The following is a 19587-nucleotide window of genomic DNA, read 5'->3' on the forward strand; positions in this document are numbered from 1 at the left end:
GAGGATTGAGGCATGGCGGAGCCATGGTGATTGACGACAACGCCGCAGATGTGCGTGCCCGGCCCCGCGACGCCGCCCCATCTATCCGCGCGACCTCTTAGTTCGCCTCAGCGCACCGTGCAGCTGCGACCGCCGAGTTCGAACGCCGCCGGCCGGGTGTTCGCCCCCGACCAGCTCCCCGTGAACCCGAAGCCCACGGACGAGCCCGCCGTGACACCGGCGTTCCAGCTCAGGTTCTTCGCCGTCACCGTGGTGCCCGACTGGGTGTAGTCGGCGTTCCACAGCTGGCCGACCTTCTGGCCGTTCGCGAAGGACCAGCCGAGCGACCAGCCGTTCCACGCGGTGGAGCCGGTGTTGGTGAGCTGTACATCGGCCTGGAAGCCGCCCGGCCACTGGTTGGTGACGGTGTAGGTGACGGCGCAGGCGCCCGAGGGCGTCGGATCGGTGCCGCCTCCGCCGTCGGAGCCCCCGCCTCCCGTGTCGCCGCCGCCGGTGTCCCCACCGCCGCCCGGGGCGGAGGTGTCGCCGTAGACGACCCCCCGCCCGTTGGTGGACACATAGACCCGCCCGTACACCCGTGGATCACCGGTGATCGCCGCGCCGGTCCAGCCCCACTGATGGGAGTCGTCGTTGATGCGCGTCCAGCTCGCGCCCTGGTCCGTGGAGCGGAAGATCCCCCGTACGCCGCCGATCTTCGCGCTGGTGTAGAGCGTCTGGTACGAGGCTCCCGGTGCCGCCTTGCCGAAGCCGATGGTGTCGGCCTGCTGCACCGTGGACAGCTTGGTGAAGGAGGCGCCGCCGTTCGTCGAGTGCCACAGACCGTAGGCGCCGTCGTCCGTGCCGCCCGCCAGCCAGAGGTCGCCCTTGGCGCCGGGAAGTGCCTTGAAACGGACGCTGTCCCCGCTCGGCAGACCGGTCGCCGTAGAGGCGGTGAAGGTCGCGCCGCCGTCCGAACTGACGTAGAGCTTCCCGGACTTGAAGCCGTAGAAGGTCTTGGGGTCCACCCGGTCCGACTCCACGAGAGCCCCCGCGGGGATGCCGCCCGCCGTCGACCAGGACGAGCCGAAGCCGGCGGTGTACCGCACCCCGGTGCCCGCCGGACTCCATACGAACCGGCTGCCGTCGGAGGCCGCCGCGACCGTGCCGCCGCCGCTGACGCCCGAGGGATCGGTGCCGCCGAACCAGTGGGCGCCGTTGTCCGTCGAGAACGCGATGTGCGGCGCCGCGTCCGCGTCGCCCACCCGCACCACGGTGTCGGGGTCGCTCTCGGCGAAGTCCAGGCTGGTGGTCGTGGTGAAGACCGGGGAGGTGTACATCATCGACGGGACCTGGGTGAGGTCCGTGTGCCGGAACCCGCCGATGTCGCCGAGCGCGCTGAAGAGCCGGGCCCCGCCGGACGGGGGAGCGGCGAGGTCGTTGACCGAGGTCTCCTCCAGGCCCCGCACCATGGGCTTGACGGCGAACCGGCTCCCGCTGTCCCAGTTCGTCAGGTTCTCGGTGCCGTAGACGGTCGCGCCCGTCCCGTACATCATCCGGTCCGAGTCGAAGGGGTCGATCTCCAGCGACTCGGTCATCCAGCCGAGTTTCGGGGTCTGTTCCGGCGGTGCCGGGTCGGCGCCGAAGGTCAGCCAGGGCGAGGACGAGACATCGATGGTGTAGCGGTTCGAGCGGTTCGGGTACGAGGTGTAGTCCCAGGCCTGTGTCCAGGTGGCGCCGCTGTCGGTGGAGCGGAAGATCTGGGTGTCCGGCCACCAGGAGCTGTACGCGGTCGCCATCACCGTGCCCGGATGCCGCCGGTCGATCGTCAGCCCGCTGAAGCCGTAGTAGGTGTCGGCCTCCGCGACCGGGCTGATGTCGGTCCAGGTGCCGGTCCTGGTCGCGTACCGCAGAAGCCGGCCCTTGTCGCCGTCGTACGGCCCGCCCTTGTCGCTGTAGGCGAGGTAGAGATAGCCGTTCTCGGCGTCCAGCACGCCCTTGTGGGCGAGTCGGCCGGTGGGCTGCCCGGCCAGCCGGGACCAGGTCGCGCCCGCGTCCGTGGAGCGGTAGACCGCGTTGTCCTGGTCGGCGACCCCGACGTAGATCGTCTTGGTGGCGCTGCCCGCGGTGCCGGTGGACTCGTCGAAGGTGACCCAGACGATGCCCTGGTTGTCACTGGCGTATCCGCTGGTGTCGCCCGGGTCCTGCACATAGGTGCCGGCATTGGGGAAGGTGCCGACCTGGGACCAGGTCGCCCCGGAGTCGGTCGAGCGCCACAGGCCCTTTCCGCTGGGCGCGCCCAGATAGAGCACGCTGTCCTTGTGGGGGTCGATCGCCAGCCGCTCGCCCATGCCGCGCCCCGGCATGTTCCCGCCCAGCTTGAACGGCAGTCCGGCCTTCTGCCAGGTCGCGCCCCGGTCGGAGGACCTCAGCACGGCCCCGTTGCCCGGGTCCCAGTCGTTGGTGTAGGTGCCGACGGCCGCGTACACCTTGTCGGGGTCGACGGAGTCGCTGGCGAGGCTGACGACTCCGGTGTGCCCCCAGTCGTCCCAGCCGACCGAGTCGAGCAGCGGGGTCCAGGACTTGGTGGACTGCTGCCAGCGGTAGGCGCCGCCGATGTCGGTGCGGGCATAGGCGAGGTTCTTCTCGGAGCGGTTGAAGACGATGCCGGGCACGAAGCCGCCGCCGTCGATACGGGCGTTCTGCCAGGTGTAGGCCTCTGCGGCGGCCACCGTCCGGGGGGTGTCCACGGCGAGCGCGGAGGGGGCGCCGGACAGCAGGCCCGCTGCCAGCGCGAGTACGGCCGTGAGGACACGGCCCTTGCGGGGAGTTCTTCGCACGGTGGGGTCCTCTCGTCTCGGACACGACGACCGGGCGGCCCTCTGTGCGGGTGAGGACCGCCCGGCGCGGTACGCGAAGCCTTAGCGGGGACTTATTCGAGGAGCTCCGCGTACGAGCCCATGGCGAGGGCGATGTCCGCCTGGGCCCAGAACCGGTGGTACGTGAACGTGGGCGCGGCGCCGCCCGCGAGATAGCTCTGGATCTTCGACCAGGCGGGGTCGTTCTTGTAGAAGGACCTCAGCGAGGAGAAGGTCGACGACGAGTTGATCGTGTCGCCGTTCGGCATCTTGCCGCTCCAGCCGTTCGGGACGTACACCTTGTCGCCGAAGCGGCTGTAGTCGGTGCGGGTCTCCGGGACGGCGATACCGAGGCTGTCCTGGTCGTTGTTCCACATGCCGTCCAGCAGTGCCTTGGCGGTCGACTTCGCCGCCGCGTCACCGGACTTGGCGCCGTAGTACGTCAGCGTCTTGGCGTATGCGGCCGCCACGCCCACGTCGTTGGTGTAGTCCGCGACGGTGACATGCAGCCCGTTGTTGGCTCCGGGGCTGGACGCGTTCCAGGTGTCGGGCTGACCCGACCACTGGAGGGTCGAGGGGATCTGGAAGGTGCCGTCCGGGTTGACCGTGGTCTTGGACAGCGCCCACTTCACCCACTTGTCGAGGACCTTCTTCGCCGAGGCGTCCCCGGTCTGCTGGTAGTACTCGGCGACCCGCTCCATCGACCACGCCTGGAAGCCGAACCACTGGTTCGACGGCGGGTCGTGGTAGACGGGCTGCCAGTCGTAGTACATGCCGTAGAAGGTCGGCGTGCCGGCCGGCGGGGTGGCGTACCGGCCCTGCCAGCTGTTGGTCGCGCCGCCCGCGATGGCGCCCTCGGACGACTGCAGCCACTGGTAGAACTCCAGCTGGCGCTTGAGCGAGGTGCTCCAGTCGGCGCTGCCCGTCGCCGACTTGGGCTTCAGATCGGCGTAGCTGCTGAGCGCGTACGCGGCGAGCGGGTTCTGGTAGCCGCCGTGGGTGTGGCTGGAGCCGATGCGCCAGGCCCAGCCCGCCGCGGAGTCCGTCGCGCCGCCCCAGGCGTAGTACCAGGAGAGCAGATAGTGCGAGGCGTCCTTCCCGGTGCCGGCCGGGCAGGAGACACTGGTGCAGTTACCGATCTTCTTGAAGTACTTGTCGTACATCGAGTAGCGCAGATAGTCGCCCATCTTGGCCGCCTTGGCCACGGTGGCCGAGACATCGCTGCCCTTGCCCTGCGACTTGGCCCACACATCGGCCCAGTACGCGGCCTGCACGGCACGTGCGTCGGCGTCCGGGGCGTCGGTGAACTTCCACTGCTTGGCGTAGGAGGAGTCGCCGGTGAACAGGTCCAGATAGCCGTTGGTGCCGCCGTACTTGAAGGCGTCACAGGTCGGCTGCGGCACGGTCTCCCAGACCGACTCCTCGGCACCGCGCTGGAAGGTGTTGATGTACGACGGACCCTTGGCCGTCGGGCCGGCCTCGCACCCGCCGCCGGGCGTGTTGCCGTAGCCGTAGGTGTTGTCGACGTCCTCGATCCAGTGCATCCCGTAGATGTCGTCCGTGCCGTACGCGGACTTCAGCTCACCCGCGATCGGGTCGGAGCCCACCGACACATTGCCGTCGAGCTTCGCCGGGTACTCGTTGGGCGTGTCCAGCTCCGGCGCGTAGGTCGCCGGCTTGGAAGCGGTGTAGAAGGAGTTGGTCGGCTGGTCGGCGTGGGTGGGGATCATGTACTTCTCCATGGTTCCCCAGGCGCCGTTGAACTTGGACCAGTCGCCCGTCACCTTGCCGTACATGGCCTGCAGCCAGATGAGATAGCTGTACGCCTCCGACGTGGTCTCATGACCGTGGTCGGGTGCCTCCACGATCAGCGTCTCCACCGAGTGGTAGGGGATGCCGTCGGGCGAGAAGTAGCCGTTCGCCGGATTGGTGATCTTCCCGTAGAGGTCCAGGAAACGGGCGTCGTACCCCTTGGAGGCCGCCAGTTCCGTCACCGTGACCGTGGCGTTGGCATAGCCGGTCGCGGAGGCGGTGAAGGTGGCGGAGCCGGTCCCCGTCGCGTTGGCGGTGACGGTCACCGTCTGCGCGGTGTTCCAGTTGGACGGCGTGAAGGTGAGCGAGGACCCACCGGTCACGGACAGCCCGGTGTTGCCGGCCGTGCGGGCCACGGACACCGTCACATTGGAGCTCGGCTGCTTGGACAGCGACACCCCGAAGGTGCCGGTCTTGCCCTGCTGGACGCCGAGCTGGGTCGGGGAGGCCACCACGGCGGGACCGGAGGCGACCGTGATCCCGACCGGGGTCGAGGCGGCGGACGCGCCCAGGCTGTCGTACGCCTTGGCCACCAGAGAATGACTGCCCACGGTCAAGCTTGAGACCGAGAGCGTGAAGGGCGCACTGGTGTCGGTGCCCAGCAGAGTGGTGTCGTCGTAGAACTCGACCTTGCTGACCGTCGCGTTGTCGGCGGCGGCCGCGGTCGCGGCGAGCGGAACCGCCTCACCCTGGCTGTAGACCGCGCCCGGAGCGGGGCTGGTCAGCACGGCGATCGGCGGCTGATGCGCGCCCGTACAGGTCGTACCGTTGACCGCGAAGCTCGTCGGGGCGGTGTTCGTGCCGCTGTAACTGAACTGGGCGCCGGCGGTGACGGCGGCCCCGGCGGCGATCGTTCCGTTCCAGTCGACGTTCTTCACCGTGATGTTCTTGCCCGACTGGGACCAGCTGCCGTTCCAGCCGTTGGAGAGCGTCTGGTTGCCGGAGTAGGCGTACGTCAGGGTCCAGCCGTTGAGGGTGTCCGTACCACGGTTGGTGATCGTGACATCCGTGGTGAAGCCGGAGCCCCAGTCGTTGGTCTTGTAGTCCACGCTGCACTGGACCGCCGCCGCCTGGGCGGGAGTCGTGCCGTTGGCCAGCATCGTGAGGGGGAGCGCGAGGGCCGCCGTGACGGCGGTCAAGAGCCGTCGCACGGCGCGACGTCTCCGTCTGGGAGCCATGTGCTGGTTCCTCCTTGCGGCTCGGAGAAGTGGGGGAGGAGCAACAAGCCTTGAACCAGTGGGAGCGCTCCCATATTGGGGAGGGGGGTTGAGGCGGTCAAGATGTTTGAAGAGTCGAAAAGATTCGACGTGTCGCGCCGAAGGAAAGTCGGCGACCTCCTCTATCCTTTGCCGTCACTTGCCGCTAGCTTCATTGCCACCAGTGGGAGCGATTCCATCAGTCGACGCGTCTGTCACGACGTGCCCGAGCTGTAAGGACTCGCTCATGCACCCCCCTCGCTCCGCGCTTTTACTCGTGGCCGGCGCGGTCGCCCTTGTGGGCACCGCGGTCGCGCCGGTCGTCACGGCCTCGGGCGCCGCGCCCGTCTGCTCGGTGGAGTACTCCGTCACCAACCAGTGGGACAGCGGCTTCCAGGGCTCGGTACAGATCACCAACAACAGTGCGGCCCTGAGTTCCTGGAGTCTGACCTTCGGCTTTGCGAACGGTCAGAAGGTGACACAGGGCTGGAACGCCAAGTGGTCGCAGTCCGGTGCGACCGTGACCGCGACCAATGAGAGCTACAACGGTTCGCTGGCCACGGGCGCGAGTGTCAGCGCCGGGTTCCTCGGCTCCTGGTCGGGGAACAATGCCGCTCCCACGTCGTTCAAGCTCAACGGCACGACGTGCAACGTGGATTCCGGGCCGACGCCGCCGACCGACCCACCGACGGATCCGCCGACCGACCCACCGTCGGACGGCAAGGTTCCGGCACTGCATGTCTCGGGCAACAAGCTGGTGGACGCCGGCGGCAGCTCGCGCAGGCTGCTCGGCGTGAACCGTTCGGGTGCCGAGTTCATGTGTGTGCAGGGTTATGGCATCTTCGACGGTCCGGTCGACGACGCGGCGATCAAGGCGATCGCCGACTGGAAGGCCAACACGGTCCGCATTCCGCTGAACGAGGAGTGCTGGCTGGGGCTGTCCAACATCAAGCCGCAGTACGCGGGCGCCAACTACATCGGCGCGATCAAGGACCTGGTGGCCAGGGTCGAGGCGCACGGGATGACCCCGATCGTCGAACTGCACTGGACCTACGGCCAGTACACCGGGAACTCCGCGGGCTGCTCCGATGTGCACGCCACCTGCCAGAAGCCGATGCCGGACGCCCAGTACAGCCCCTCGTTCTGGTCGTCGGTCGCCAGTACCTTCAAGGACGACCAGGCGGTCGTGTTCGACCTGTTCAACGAGCCCTATCCGGACCGCGCCACCTCCACGACCACCCAGGCGTGGCAGTGCTGGCGGGACGGCGGCACCTGCCCCGGCATCGAGTACCGGGTCGCCGGGATGCAGTCCCTGGTCGACGCGGTGCGCGGCGCCGGAGCCAAGAACGTGATCATGGCCGGCGGGCTCGCCTACTCGAACGACATGAGCCAGTGGCTGACCTACCGGCCCAGCGATCCGACCGGCAATCTGGCCGCCTCGTACCACGTCTACAACTTCAACACCTGTTCCACCGAGAGCTGCTGGAACTCCACGCTCGCGCCGGTGGCGGCCGCGGTGCCGCTGGTGGCCGGGGAGATCGGTGAGAACACCTGCTCGCACGGTTTCGTCGACCAGGTCATGAAGTGGTTCGACGATCGGTCCCTGTCCTACCTGGGCTGGACCTGGAACACCTGGGACTGCTCCTCCGGGCCGTCCCTGATCTCCGACTACGACGGAACCCCCACGTCGTACGGCATGGGGCTGCGTGATCATCTGCGCGCCCTGAACGGATGAGCACTCCCGAAACGGACAACGTCCGCAAGAGAGAAGGAAACTCGCACTCATGAGTCGTACCAGAACAGCGATACTCGCTGCCCTGGCGCTGGTCGCCGGTGCGTCGGGAACGGCGCTCGCCGCCGCCCCGTCGTCGAGCGTCGGCACCGCAGCCGTCCCCTGTACCGTCGACTACAAGGTGAACCAGTGGGACAGCGGCTTCACCGCCGATGTCACCGTCACCAACAACGGTGCCGCCAAGTCCAACTGGTCGCTGAAGTGGACGTACGCCGGTAACCAGAAGGTCACCAGCGGCTGGAACGCCAAGATCAGCCAGAGCGGTGCCAATGTCACCGCGGCCAACGAGACCTACAACGGCAACCTGGCCACGGGCGGCTCGGTCAACTTCGGCTTCCAGGGCACCTACAGCGGCAGCAACGCGATCCCGGCCGCCTTCACCCTCGACGGCGTCACCTGCAACGTCGACAACGGCGGAGGCAACCCCGGCGGCGGCGACCCGGGTGGCGGTGACCCGGGCGGCGGCAACCCCGGCGGCGGCAACGGCAGCCGCGTCGACAACCCGTACGTCGGCGCCAAGGTGTATGTGAACCCGGAGTGGTCGAAGAACGCGGCCGCAGAGCCGGGCGGCTCCCGCGTCTCCAACCAGCCCACCGGCGTCTGGCTGGACCGCATCGCCGCGATCAACGGCGTGAACGGCGGCATGGGCCTGCGGGCCCACCTCGACGAGGCCCTGAAGCAGAAGGGCACCGGCGAGGAGGTCATCCAGGTGGTCGTCTACGACCTGCCGGGACGTGACTGCGCGGCCCTCGCCTCCAACGGAGAGCTGGGCCCCACCGAGATCGACAAGTACAAGACGCAGTTCATCGACCCGATCGCGGCCATCCTCGGCGACGCCAAGTACTCCTCGCTGCGGATCGTCACCACGATCGAGATCGACTCGCTGCCGAACCTGGTCACCAACACCGGCAGCCGTGAGACCGCCACGCCTCAGTGCGACACGATGAAGGCGAACGGCAACTACATCAAGGGCGTCGGCTACGCGCTCGGCAAGCTGGGCAAGATCCCGAACGTCTACAACTACGTGGACGCCGGGCACCACGGCTGGATCGGCTGGGACGACAACTTCGGCGCCTCGGCCGACATCTTCAAGCAGGCGGCCACCAGCGAGGGCGCGTCCGTCAACGACGTGGCCGGCTTCATCACCAACACGGCCAACTACAGCGCGCTGAAGGAGAACAACTTCACGATCAACGACAGCGTGAACGGCACCTCGGTGCGCCAGTCCAAGTGGGTGGACTGGAACCAGTACGTCGACGAGCAGTCGTTCGCCCAGGCCTTCCGCCAGAAGCTGGTCTCGGTCGGCTTCAACTCGAACATCGGCATGCTGATCGACACCTCCAGGAACGGCTGGGGCGGATCGGCCCGTCCGGCCGGTCCGGGTGCCAAGACCAACGTGGACACCTATGTCGACGGCGGGCGTTACGACCGCCGTATCCACATGGGTAACTGGTGCAACCAGTCGGGTGCCGGTCTCGGTGAGCGCCCGAAGGCCGCACCGGCCGCCGGTATCGACGCCTATGTGTGGATGAAGCCCCCGGGGGAGTCCGACGGCTCCAGCACCGCCATCTCGAACGACGAGGGCAAGGGCTTCGACCGCATGTGTGACCCGACCTACGGCGGCAACGCCCGCAACGGCAACAACGCGTCCGGTGCGCTGGCGAACGCCCCGGTCTCCGGTCACTGGTTCTCGGCCCAGTTCCAGGAGCTGATGAAGAACGCGTACCCGCCTCTGTCATGAGCTGAGGCGATCCTCCGGGGCCGGCGCTGACGGGCCGGCCCCGGGCTGATCACGCACGGGTCCCTCCGGACACCGGGTCGCCCCCCGGTGCCCGGAGGCGGCCCGGTTTTTGCCGTCCCGGCAACGGAAGTGGCCCTCGTCCGGTGCGTCGGCGCAGGCTGGCGGCACCCGGAAGAGAGGCTGAATCACCATGGCGCGGGACCGACACGACCAGCACGACCGGCAGCACCGGCACGGGCCGCAGGGGGAACCCGGGCGGCACGGCCACCATCATGACCACACCGATATCGACTGGGCCGTGATGGCCCCGATGCTGGAGAGCCAGGCGGAGCTGTTCGCGCCCCTGTACCAGGAGGCCATGGCCTGGCTGGGGCAGTCGGTGCCGGAGCCCGGGCAGATCGTCGACACCGGCAGCGGTCCGGGTGTCGTCTCCTGTCTGTTCGCCGAGACGTTCCCCGGCGCCCGGGTCGTCGCGGTGGACGGCTCCGAGCCCCTCCTCGAGCGGGCCCGCGCCCGGGCCGCCCGGGCCGGCCTCGCCGACCGCTTCAGGACGATCGCCGGTGAACTCCCCGGTGCTCTCGACGAGTTGGACTATCCGGCAGATCTGCTGTGGGCCAGCAACAGCCTGCACCATCTGGGCGACCAGCGCTCCGCACTCGCCTCGTTCGGCGCGCGGCTGGCGCCCGGCGGCACCCTGGCCCTGCTGGAGGGCGGGCTGCCCGCGCGGTTCCTGCCGAGGGACATCGGCATCGGGCGTCCGGGCCTGCAGGCGCGGCTCGACGCGGTGGAGTCGGAGTGGTTCACCCGGATGCGTGCCGAACTGCCCGGCGCCGTGACGGAGACCGAGGACTGGCCGGCGCTGCTGGACGCTGCCGGTCTGACGCACACCGGTACCCGCAGCTTCCTGCTGGATCTGCCGGCCCCGGTCACCGACCGTGCGCGGGACTATGTCGTCGCCTCCCTGACCCGGCTCCATGAGGTCATCGGCGAGGGGATCGACGCCGACGACCGCGCCACCCTCGCCCGGCTGCTCGACCCCGAGGACCCGGCGAGCGTCCACCGCAGGAGGGATGTGTTCGTGCTGAAGGCGCACACGGTGCACACGGCTGTACGGACCCCCTGAGCCGGACCCCCTGAGCCGGGCCCGCGGCCCCGTTCGGCGGACCGCCGTGGTCGGCAAGGCCGATCGGGCAGCCGACCGAGGGACGCCCGCCCCCGGTGCCGTACCGGGCGCGCCCTTTCCCTCCGGTCCTTCGTTCCGGACCGTGAGGGGAGCGGCCCGGCCGCGTGGGGACGCGGCCGGGCCGTCGGGCGTGGCGGTCGGCCCCACCCGGGCGGGCGGGGGCGTACGGACGGGCCGCGGTCAGCTCGGGTCGAACGTGGCCGGGTCCGGGCCGATGCGGCGGTCCTCGTTGAGGGCGCTGATCGCCGCCATGTCCTCGGTGTCCAGCGAGAAGTCGAAGACCTCGATGTTCTCCTTGATCCGGGACGGGGTCACGGACTTCGGGATCACGATGGTGCCGAGCTGGATGTGCCAGCGCAGCACGATCTGGGCCGGGGTGCGGTTGTGCTTCTGGCCGATGGCGACGATCGCCGGAACCTCCAGGAGGCCCTTGCCCTGGCCCAGCGGCGACCACGCCTCGGTCGCGATGCCCTGCTCCGCGTGGAACTCCCGCGCGGCGAGCTGCTGGAGATGCGGGTGCAGCTCGATCTGGTTGACCGCGGGGATCACCGACGTCTGCGCGATCAGCGTCTCCAGGTGCTCCGGAAGGAAGTTGGAGACCCCGATCGCCTTGGCGCGGCCGTCCGCGTAGATCTTCTCGAAGGCCTGGTACGTCTCGACGAAATCACCCCGGGACGGCACCGGCCAGTGGATCAGATACAGATCCACATACTCCAGGCCCAGCTTCTCCAGCGAGGCGTCGAAGGCACGCATCGTGGAGTCGTACCCCTGGTCGGAGTTCCAGAGCTTGGTGGTGATGAAGAGGTCCTCACGGGCGATGCCGGAGGCGGACACCGCCCTGCCGACGCCCTCCTCGTTGCCGTAGATCGCCGCTGTGTCGATGCTGCGGTACCCGGCCTCCAGCGCGGTGGCGACGGCGCGCTCCGCCTCGGCGTCCGGCACCTGCCAGACGCCGAAGCCCAGCTGGGGCATCTCGACGCCGTTGTTCAGGATGGTCGGGGGGACCTTGGTGCTCACGAGCTCTCGATCCTTCAGTCGTAGGTGTTACCCCCATCCTGAACGATCACGGCTCGCGATGCACCCCCTCCCACCTGCCCGAACCCGCTCCCGCCCGCCGTCCCGCGCCGCGCTCAGGTCCGGTACAGCGCCTCCACCTCGTCGGCGTAGGCCTGCTCGATCGCCCTGCGCTTCAGCTTCAGCGACGGGGTGAGCAGGCCCTGCTCCTCGGTGAACTGCCGGGCGAGGACGCGGAACGTGCGGATCGACTCGGCCTGGGAGACCAGCGTGTTGGCGGCCACCACCGCACGCCGCACCTCGCTCTCCAGCTCGGGGTCGCTCACCAGCTGCGCCGGGGGCAGCGAGGGCCTGCCGCGCATCTGCAGCCAGTGGTGCACCGCCTCGGGGTCGAGGGTGATCAGCGCGGAGACATAGGGGCGGTCGTTGCCGACGACGATGCACTGGGCGACCAGCGGATGCTCCCGTACCCGCTCCTCGATCAGGGCGGGGGAGACGCTCTTGCCGCCGGAGGTCACCAGGATCTCCTTCTTGCGCCCGGTGAGGGTGAGATAGCCGTCCTCGTCGAGGGAGCCCAGATCGCCGGTGGCCAGCCAGCCGTCGCGCAGGGCTTCCCCGGTGGCCGCGGGATCGTTGAGGTACCCCTGGAAGACATGGCCGCCGCGCAGCCACACCTCCCCGTCGTCCGCGATGCGCACCGTGGTGCCCGGGATGGCCTGCCCGACCGAGCCGTACCGGGTGCGCCCCGGCGGATTGGCGGTGGCGGCGGCCGTCGACTCGGTGAGCCCGTAGCCCTCGTAGATCCGTATGCCGGCGCCCGCGAAGAACAGTCCGAGCCGGCGGTCCATCGCCGAGCCGCCGGACATCGCGTGCCGCACCCGGCCGCCCATCGCGTCCCGGATCCTGGAGTACACCACCTTGTCGAAGAACTGGTGCTGCATGCGCAGCCCCGGTGAGGGACCCGGGCCGAGGCCCCAGGCCTTGGTCTCCATCGCCTCCGCATAGCCGACGGCCACCTCGACCGCCTTCTCGAAGGCGCCCGAGCGGCCCTCCTTCTCGGCCTTGCGCCGGGCCGCCCGGAACACCTTCTCGAAGACATAGGGCACGGCGAGGACGAACGTCGGCCGGAACGCGGCCAGGTCGGGCAGCAGCGCCGCCGCGTTCAGCTGGGGCTGATGACCGAATCTGACCTGTCCGCGGACGGCCGCGATCTGCACCATCCGTCCGAAGACATGGGCCAGCGGAAGGAACAGCAGGGTGGCCGCCTCCTCGCCCCGCCGGGAGCGGAAGACCGGCTTCCAGCGCTCGATGACCGTGTCGGCCTCGAACATGAAGTTGCCGTGCGAGATGACGCATCCCTTGGGGCGGCCGGTGGTGCCGGAGGTGTAGATGACCGTCGCCGTCGAGTCCGGGGTGACCGCCTGCCGGTGCCGGTGCACCACCTCGTCCTCGAGTTGCGTGCCGGCGTCGAACAGCTCCCGCACGGCGCCCGCGTCGAGCTGCCACAGCCGGCGCAGTCCGGGCAGCCGGTCGATGACCGTGGCGATGGTCATCGCATGGTCCTCGTGCTCCACCATCGCGGCCGTCACCCGGGCGTCGTGCAGGATCCAGCCGACCTGCTCGGCGGACGAGGTGGGGTAGACGGGCACGACCTGGGCGCCGATCGTCCAGAGCGCGTAGTCGAAGAGCGTCCACTCGTAGCGGGTACGGCACATGATCGCGACCCGGTCCCCGAACCGGACGCCCTGCACCAGCAGGCCCTTGGCGAGAGCGAGGACCTCGTCACGGAACTCGGCGGCGGTCACCTCGCGCCAGCGGCCCTCACCGTCCCTGCGGCCGAGGGCGACCCGGCGGGGATCCGCCCGGGCGTACTCGAAGACGACATCGGCCAGCCCGCCCACCAGCGGCTCCGACTCCAGGGGAGGGTTGGTGAACTCGCGCAATCCCCGCTCCTCCGTGTGACGCTCGGCACAGCGCCGTGAAAGCTACCCCACCGCACGACCGGGCGGGAGGGGGCGCAAACCCGGGCTCCCCGGCACCGACACCGACCGGCCAGGGAAAATACCGGCATGGAACGCCCATGACGGGCAGGTGTGGCCGGAATCCCCCACGTTCATGCCCACGCCCGGCTCGCAATCTCCATGGAATCTGTACGAAACGGCGGACGCTCCGCGTGTCCCGCCGCCGCGGGCGCGCGGGAAGACGGCCGCCCCGGCCGTTCAGCCCTGCCGCACCGCCGCTTCCTGCTGCGCCTCGGCCGCCGTCGGTGCCGGGGTGGCCCGCGGCGTCCGTACCAGGGCCAGCACCGCCGCCCCCGCGACCACGGCCACCCCGCCGGCCGTCAGCAGCGCCGCGTCGAGCCCGGCGGCGAAGGCGGACCGCAGGGTGTGCTCCGGCAGCGACGCGCGCAGCGCCGGCGCCCCGCCGCCCGCGAGGGCGTGCGCCGCGCCGGGTGGGAGGGCGTCCCGCATCCGGGAGGTGAGCACCGTCCCGAAGACGGCGATGCCCAGCGCATAGCCCAGCTGGCGGAAGGTGTTGACCGCGCCGCCCGCCATCCCCGCCCGCTCCCTGGGCGCCACGGCCAGCGCGGCCCCCGCGATGGCGGGCGACACCAGACCCGTACCGATGCCCACCAGCACCAGACCCGGCACCAGGGTGCTCGCCGTCGAACCCGCGTCGAGCACCGCCTGGCAGAAGCAGCCGACCCCGATCAGCAGCAGCCCGCCGCCGATCGGGATCCGCGACGGCACCCCGTGCAGCAGCCGGCCGCCGATCCCCGCGACGACGAACGAGGCCGCCGACAGCCACAGCAGGACCAGCCCGGCGCGCACCGGGCTCATGCCGAGCAGCGTCTGCAACCAGATCGAGGTATAGGGCGACATGCCGAACGCCGCCGCGTTGAAGGCCAGGGCGCCCACCATCACCCCGAGGAAGGCGGGCCTGCGGAACATGCTCAGGTCGATCAGCGGATGAGCGACGCGCCGTTCGACCGCCAGAAACACCCCGAGCGCCATCAGCGCCACCGTGAAGGAGGCCAGCGTCCCCGGCTCGGACCAGCCGTGGTCGCCGGCCCGCACCGCCCCGTAGGTCACCCCGCCCGCGCAGACCGCGAAGGCCACCAGGCCCACGACATCGACCCTGGCCCGTGAACCCTCCCGTGCGACCGGGCGGGACTCCGGCACCACCCGCAGCGTCAGCACCACCGCGAGGACACTCACCGGAAGATTCACGAAGAAGATCCACCGCCAGCCGGGCCCGTCGGTGAGCAGCCCCCCGAGGACCGGCCCCACCGCGGCCGCGGCACCGCTGATCGCGCCCCACACCCCGAGTGCCGTGGACCGCTGCTTGCCCTGGTAGACCGTGCCCAGCAGCGGCAGTGTCGTCGCGAACATCGCCGCCGCGCCCGCCCCCTGCAGCCCACGGGCGGCCACCAGCATCCCGGGCCCCGTGGACAGGCCGCACAGCAGCGAGGCGAGGGCGAACACCACCACACCGGTGATCTGCACCCTGCGGTGGCCCAGCACGTCCGCCGCGGCCCCGGCGCCGAGCAGCAGCGCGGCCAGGGCCAGCGCATATCCGTCCATCACCCATTGCAGATCGCTGAGCGACGCGTGCAGCGCCCGTGCCATGTCGGGCAGCGCGACGATGGCGATCGTCACGTCCAGCAGCAGCATGAACGTTCCCAGACAGACCGCGATGAGCGGCACCCATGAGCGCATGTCGTCGTCCCCACTCTCCTGTGCGATGGGTGCGTCCTCCCCCGTACGACGACCTCCGCCCACCGAACTCGGCGGTAACCGCCCTCATGGGTGCGGGATCCGACGGAACAGGCGCGCGACGCGTCGGCGCGGGGCTCGGGCCCGTCAGTGGCTCGGGCCACCTCCGGCGGGCCGGGCGGCCGGACACACGGTGGTCACCAGCTGAGCCGGGCCGCCACCGGCAGGTGGTCGCTGCCCGTGGCCGGCAGCACCCATGAGCTCTCCGGCTTCACCCCGCGGACCAGGATCTGGTCGATCCGCACCATCGGGAACGCCGCCGGCCAGCTGAAGCCGAAGCCGCTGCCGGCCACCTCCTGGGCCGAGTGCAGCCGCGCGGTGATGCCGCTGAACGCGCGGTCGTCCATGGTGCCGTTCAGATCGCCGAGCAGCACCACCCGCTCGGTGCGCTCGGCGGCGAGGGCCGTGCCGAGTGCCTGGGCGCCCCTGTCCCGTGACGCCGTCCAGAAGCCCGCCCGGGGATTCACCCGCGCGGAGCCCAGATGAGCCACATACACCGCCAGCGGACCCCGGTCGGTGGCCACCGTGGTGCGCAGCGCCCGGTTGTAGGTCAACTTGACCTCGGCCGGCTTGGTGTCCCCCAGCGGCCCGTAGTCCATCTCGATGTCGACCGGCCGGGTGTCCGACAGCGGCAGCCTGCTCCAGAGCCCGACCGTCCCCAGCACCGTGTGGTACGGGTACGCCTTCGCCAGTTCCCTCTCGTACAGCGGCTTCGCCTGCGCGGTGATCTCCTCCAGGGCCAGCAGGTCCGCGCCGGAGGCGGCCAGGTCACGGGCGGTGCCGGCCGGGTCGGGGTTGTCGGCACTGACGTTGTGGCTGGCCACGGTGAGGTCGCCGCCCGGGTGGGACTTGTCGCCGAGCAGCCCGCCGAAGATGTTCAGCCACACCACGGCCGGCAGCAGCAGCGCGACCACCGCGGAGGCGGAGCGGCGCCACAGTGCCCCGGCCAGCAGCACCGGGACGAACAGGCCGAACCACGGCAGCAGGGTCTCCGTGAGGCTGCCGAGGTTCCCGATCCGGTTCGGGATCTCCGCGTGCCCCAGCATGATCAGGCCCAGCAGCAGCGCCAGCGCCGCGAGCACCGGGCCGCGCTTCCACGGCCCGGGCCGGGAGCCGATCGTGATCACCCGCCGGACGCCCGCGCGCCAGGAACCGGAGCCGATGTCATGGGGGCCGGTGCCGCCCTGCGCGGTCTCCGCCGTGTCCGCCCGGGTCGTCGTCCGTGCCGGTAGGAGCCGGTGGATGCGGCGGGGCGTCGTCCGTGCCGGCGGTGGTGGGGCTTGAGTCATACTCGCCAGTCAAGGCGGTGCGGTGTCGCAGGCACGTATGCGGTTCTCGATACGGGGACGATATGCGCCGACTTGTATCGTCGACGACATGCGTGTGCTGATCGTCGAGGACGAACCCTATCTGGCGGAAGCCATCCGCGACGGCCTGCGCCTGGAAGCGATCGCGGCCGACATCGCGGGTGACGGCCACACCGCTCTGGAACTGCTGGGAGTCAACACCTACGACATCGCCGTCCTCGACCGGGACGTTCCCGGACCGTCCGGTGACGAGATCGCCGCACACATCGTCGCCTCCGGCAGCGGCATGCCGATCCTGATGCTCACCGCGGCCGACCGTCTCGACGACAAGGCCTCCGGGTTCGGACTCGGCGCCGACGACTACCTCACCAAGCCCTTCGCGCTCCGGGAACTCGCGCTCAGGCTCAGAGCGCTCGACCGCAGACGGGCCCACAACAGGCCGCCCGTGCGGGAGATCGCGGGTCTGCGACTGGACCCGTTTCGCCGGGAGGTCTACCGGCACGGCCGCTATGTCGCGCTGACCAGGAAGCAGTTCGCGGTGCTCGAAGTCCTGGTCGCCGCCGAGGGCGGTGTCGTCAGCGCGGAAGAAGTCCTGGAACGCGCGTGGGACGAGAACGCCGACCCGTTCACCAACGCCGTGCGCATCACCGTCTCGGCCCTGCGCAAGCGTCTCGGCGAACCCTGGATCATCGCCACCGTGCCGGGCACCGGCTACCGCATCGACACGGGACCGGGGGCCGGACCGGAAGGACCGGAAGGAGAGGAGCGTGGATAGACCGCCCGGGGTGAGCGTTCGCCTCAAACTCACCCTCAGCTACACCGGATTCCTGATGCTCGCCGGCGTTCTGCTGCTCGCGGCGGTGTGGCTGTTCCTGCTGCGATACATCCCCGAACGCGCGCTCATCATCCCCGGCTCCACGGACACCCTCACGCCCGGTGTCTTTCCCGTCCGGTCCAGCCTTCTGCACGTCTTCGCTCCGAGGGCGGCCGCGGTACTGGTGATCCTGCTGGTGTTCGGCCTGGTGGGAGGGTGGATCCTGGCCGGCCGGATGCTGGCCCCGCTGACCCGCATCACGGGCGCCACCCGCACGGCCACGAACGGATCACTCTCCCACCGGATCCGGCTCCCGGGCCGCAAGGACGAGTTCCGCGAACTCGCCGACGCCTTCGACACGATGCTCGCCCGGCTCGAGGCGCACGTCGCCGAACAGCGGAGATTCGCGGCCAACGCCTCCCATGAGCTGCGCACCCCGCTGGCGATCTCCAAGGCGCTCCTCGAGGTGGCCCGCACCGATCCGGACCGTGACACCGGCGAGCTCGTCGAGCGCCTGCACACCGTCAACACCCGGGCGATCGACCTCACCGAGGCGCTGCTCCTGCTCAGCCGCGCCGAACAGCGCTCCTTCACCCGAGAACACCTCGACCTCTCCCTCGTGGTGGAAGAAGCCACCGAAACCCTGCTCCCCCTCGCGGAGAAGCACGGCGTCACCGTCGAGATCCGCGGCGATCTCACCCCCACGTTCGGATCGCAGGCGCTGCTGCTCCAGCTGACCATGAACCTGGTGCACAACGCGATCGTCCACAACCTGCCCGAGCGGGGCACCGTGTGGGTCTCCGCGGACGTCCGCCCCGGGGCCGCGGTGCTCACGGTCGAGAACACCGGCGAGCAGCTCTCCCCGGAACTGGTCCCGACCCTCACCGAACCGTTCCGGCGCGGCACCGAACGCCTCCGCACCGACCACGCGGGCGTCGGCCTCGGCCTGGCCATCGCCGACACCATCACCCAGGCACACGACGGCACGCTCACCCTCGCTCCGCGCCCCGCCGGCGGGATCCGCATCACCGTGGAGCTGCCCACGGCGGCCCCGTAGACCCGTACTCCCGCCTGAGCGCCGACAGGCCCGTACTCCCGCCTGAGCGGTCGGCTCGGCCGTCCGCGGGTGGCGGCGGCTACCAGTTCGGCTCGCGCCGACCCCGGTGCAGCCGGTCGCCGCCCGCGAGGATCGCAGCCGCCAGTGCCCCGGCCGCGCTCCGGGCCGTGCCGGGCCGGGCCGCGTGGAGCAGTACGAAGTCGACCTCGCCCAGTTCCGGCAGGCCCGCACGCTCCGGGACACGCACCAGCCCGGGCGGGACCAGCCCCCGGGAGTGGGCCATCACCCCCAGACCGGCGCGGGCCGCCGCGATCAGACCGTTGAGGCTGCCGCTGGTGCACACGATGCGCCAGGGCCGGCCCTCACGCTCCAGCGCCTCCAGGGCACGGGCGCGGGTGATGCCCGGCGGGGGATAAACGATGAGCGGAACGGGCCGGTCGGGGTCGAGACGCAGCCGTTCCGCGCCGATCCACACCAGCCTGTCGTGCCGGACCAGTTCACCGTGCGGGTCCTCGGGCCGCCGCTTGGCGAGCACCAGGTCGAGCCGGCCCGCCGCGAGCCGTTCGTGCAGCGTGCCCGACAGCTCGACCGTCAGCTCCAGGTCGACCTCGGGATGCTCGTACCGGAAGCGCTCCAGGATCTCCGGCAGTCTGGTCAGCACGAAGTCCTCGGAGGCGCCGAACCGCAGCCGGCCCCGCGGCCGGGTCCCGGTGAAGAACGCCGCCGCCTGCTCGTGCACCTCCAGGAGCCGCCGGGCGAAGCCGAGCATCGCCTCGCCGTCCTCCGTCAGCTCCACGGAGTGGGTGTCCCGGGTGAACAGCCGGCGCCCGGCCGCCTCCTCCAGCCGCCGCACATGCTGGCTCACGGTGGACTGGCGCAGCCCCAGCCGCCGGGCGGCCTGGGTGAAACTCAGCGTCTGGGCCACCGCGAGGAACGTCCGCAGATGGGAAGGGTCGTACACAGGCTCAGGTTATCGCGAAGCGTGATAGCAGTCAGAGGGGTGTGCCGGATTCCCGATCGCTGTCCGGAAGGGGAGCATGGGGAGGGTGAACGAGCCGGAA

Annotated in this window: 12 protein-coding genes; 5 read left to right on the forward strand and 7 right to left on the reverse strand. The window is 70.2% G+C overall.

Annotated elements, in window-relative coordinates; genetic code table 11:
- Positions 1-107 precede the first annotated feature (107 nt).
- Complete coding sequence (locus CP978_RS27430) at positions 108-2816, reverse strand: cellulose binding domain-containing protein (RefSeq protein ID WP_043445171.1); 2709 nt, start codon at positions 2814-2816, stop codon at positions 108-110.
- A gap of 92 nt (positions 2817-2908) precedes the next feature.
- A complete protein-coding gene (locus CP978_RS27435; protein ID WP_043445173.1) occupies positions 2909-5824 on the reverse strand; it encodes a glycoside hydrolase family 48 protein in 2916 nt (971 codons plus the stop codon).
- A 265-nt stretch (positions 5825-6089) separates the two neighbouring features.
- On the opposite strand from CP978_RS27435, the gene CP978_RS27440 reads away from it, so the two are divergent.
- The 3 genes from CP978_RS27440 (at position 6090) to CP978_RS27450 (ending at position 10498) form a co-directional block, all read left to right on the forward strand.
- On the forward strand, positions 6090-7577 hold the full coding sequence (locus CP978_RS27440; RefSeq protein WP_079162339.1) for a cellulase family glycosylhydrolase: 1488 nt from the start codon (positions 6090-6092) through the stop codon (positions 7575-7577).
- Positions 7578-7626: 49 nt separating this feature from the next.
- Entirely contained in the window at positions 7627-9375 is a 1749-nt protein-coding gene (locus tag CP978_RS27445) for a glycoside hydrolase family 6 protein (protein ID WP_043445175.1), read from the forward strand.
- Positions 9376-9565: 190 nt separating this feature from the next.
- On the forward strand, positions 9566-10498 hold the full coding sequence (locus CP978_RS27450; protein ID WP_043445177.1) for a class I SAM-dependent methyltransferase: 933 nt from the start codon (positions 9566-9568) through the stop codon (positions 10496-10498).
- 240 nt (positions 10499-10738) lie between these two features.
- On the opposite strand, the gene CP978_RS27455 is transcribed toward CP978_RS27450, so the two are convergent.
- From CP978_RS27455 to CP978_RS27470, 4 genes are all read right to left on the reverse strand, one after another.
- On the reverse strand, positions 10739-11575 hold the full coding sequence (locus CP978_RS27455; RefSeq protein ID WP_043445179.1) for an aldo/keto reductase: 837 nt from the start codon (positions 11573-11575) through the stop codon (positions 10739-10741).
- Between the two features lie 113 nt (positions 11576-11688).
- Positions 11689-13515, reverse strand: coding sequence for an AMP-dependent synthetase/ligase (locus CP978_RS27460; protein ID WP_043445181.1), 1827 nt, complete (start codon positions 13513-13515; stop codon positions 11689-11691).
- Positions 13516-13791: 276 nt separating this feature from the next.
- Positions 13792-15291: an MFS transporter gene (locus CP978_RS27465; RefSeq protein WP_150478319.1), complete on the reverse strand. Its 1500-nt coding sequence runs from the start codon at positions 15289-15291 to the stop codon at positions 13792-13794.
- 194 nt (positions 15292-15485) lie between these two features.
- Positions 15486-16637 carry an endonuclease/exonuclease/phosphatase family protein gene (locus CP978_RS27470; RefSeq protein WP_079162340.1) on the reverse strand — a complete coding sequence of 384 codons (1152 nt, stop codon included), beginning with the start codon at positions 16635-16637 and terminating at the stop codon, positions 15486-15488.
- Between the two features lie 88 nt (positions 16638-16725).
- On the opposite strand from CP978_RS27470, the gene CP978_RS27475 reads away from it, so the two are divergent.
- Positions 16726-17430, forward strand: a complete 705-nt coding sequence (locus CP978_RS27475) for a response regulator transcription factor (RefSeq protein WP_043445183.1) — start codon at positions 16726-16728, stop codon at positions 17428-17430.
- Positions 17423-18526 carry a sensor histidine kinase gene (locus CP978_RS27480; protein ID WP_043445185.1) on the forward strand — a complete coding sequence of 368 codons (1104 nt, stop codon included), beginning with the start codon at positions 17423-17425 and terminating at the stop codon, positions 18524-18526. Before CP978_RS27475 ends, CP978_RS27480 begins: the two co-directional genes overlap by 8 nt.
- Before the next feature lie 79 nt (positions 18527-18605).
- Here the strand turns inward: CP978_RS27480 and CP978_RS27485 are convergent, their stop codons facing one another.
- Positions 18606-19487, reverse strand: coding sequence for a LysR substrate-binding domain-containing protein (locus CP978_RS27485; protein WP_043445187.1), 882 nt, complete (start codon positions 19485-19487; stop codon positions 18606-18608).
- Between the last annotated feature and the right edge of the window lie 100 nt (positions 19488-19587).

Source organism: Streptomyces nodosus (assembly GCF_008704995.1).
Taxonomy (GTDB): Bacteria; Actinomycetota; Actinomycetes; order Streptomycetales; family Streptomycetaceae; genus Streptomyces; species Streptomyces nodosus.

What these genes read in the sequence shown, in the direction of transcription:
- CP978_RS27435 (WP_043445173.1), bottom strand. Translation starts at nt 5,824, where the DNA reads ATGGCTCCCAGACGGAGACGTCGCGCCGTGCGACGGCTCTTGACCGCC.
- CP978_RS27440 (WP_079162339.1), top strand. Translation starts at nt 6,090, where the DNA reads ATGCACCCCCCTCGCTCCGCGCTTTTACTCGTGGCCGGCGCGGTCGCC.
- CP978_RS27445 (WP_043445175.1), top strand. Translation starts at nt 7,627, where the DNA reads ATGAGTCGTACCAGAACAGCGATACTCGCTGCCCTGGCGCTGGTCGCC.
- CP978_RS27450 (WP_043445177.1), top strand. Translation starts at nt 9,566, where the DNA reads ATGGCGCGGGACCGACACGACCAGCACGACCGGCAGCACCGGCACGGG.
- CP978_RS27465 (WP_150478319.1), bottom strand. Translation starts at nt 15,291, where the DNA reads ATGCGCTCATGGGTGCCGCTCATCGCGGTCTGTCTGGGAACGTTCATG.
- CP978_RS27470 (WP_079162340.1), bottom strand. Translation starts at nt 16,637, where the DNA reads ATGACTCAAGCCCCACCACCGCCGGCACGGACGACGCCCCGCCGCATC.
- CP978_RS27475 (WP_043445183.1), top strand. Translation starts at nt 16,726, where the DNA reads ATGCGTGTGCTGATCGTCGAGGACGAACCCTATCTGGCGGAAGCCATC.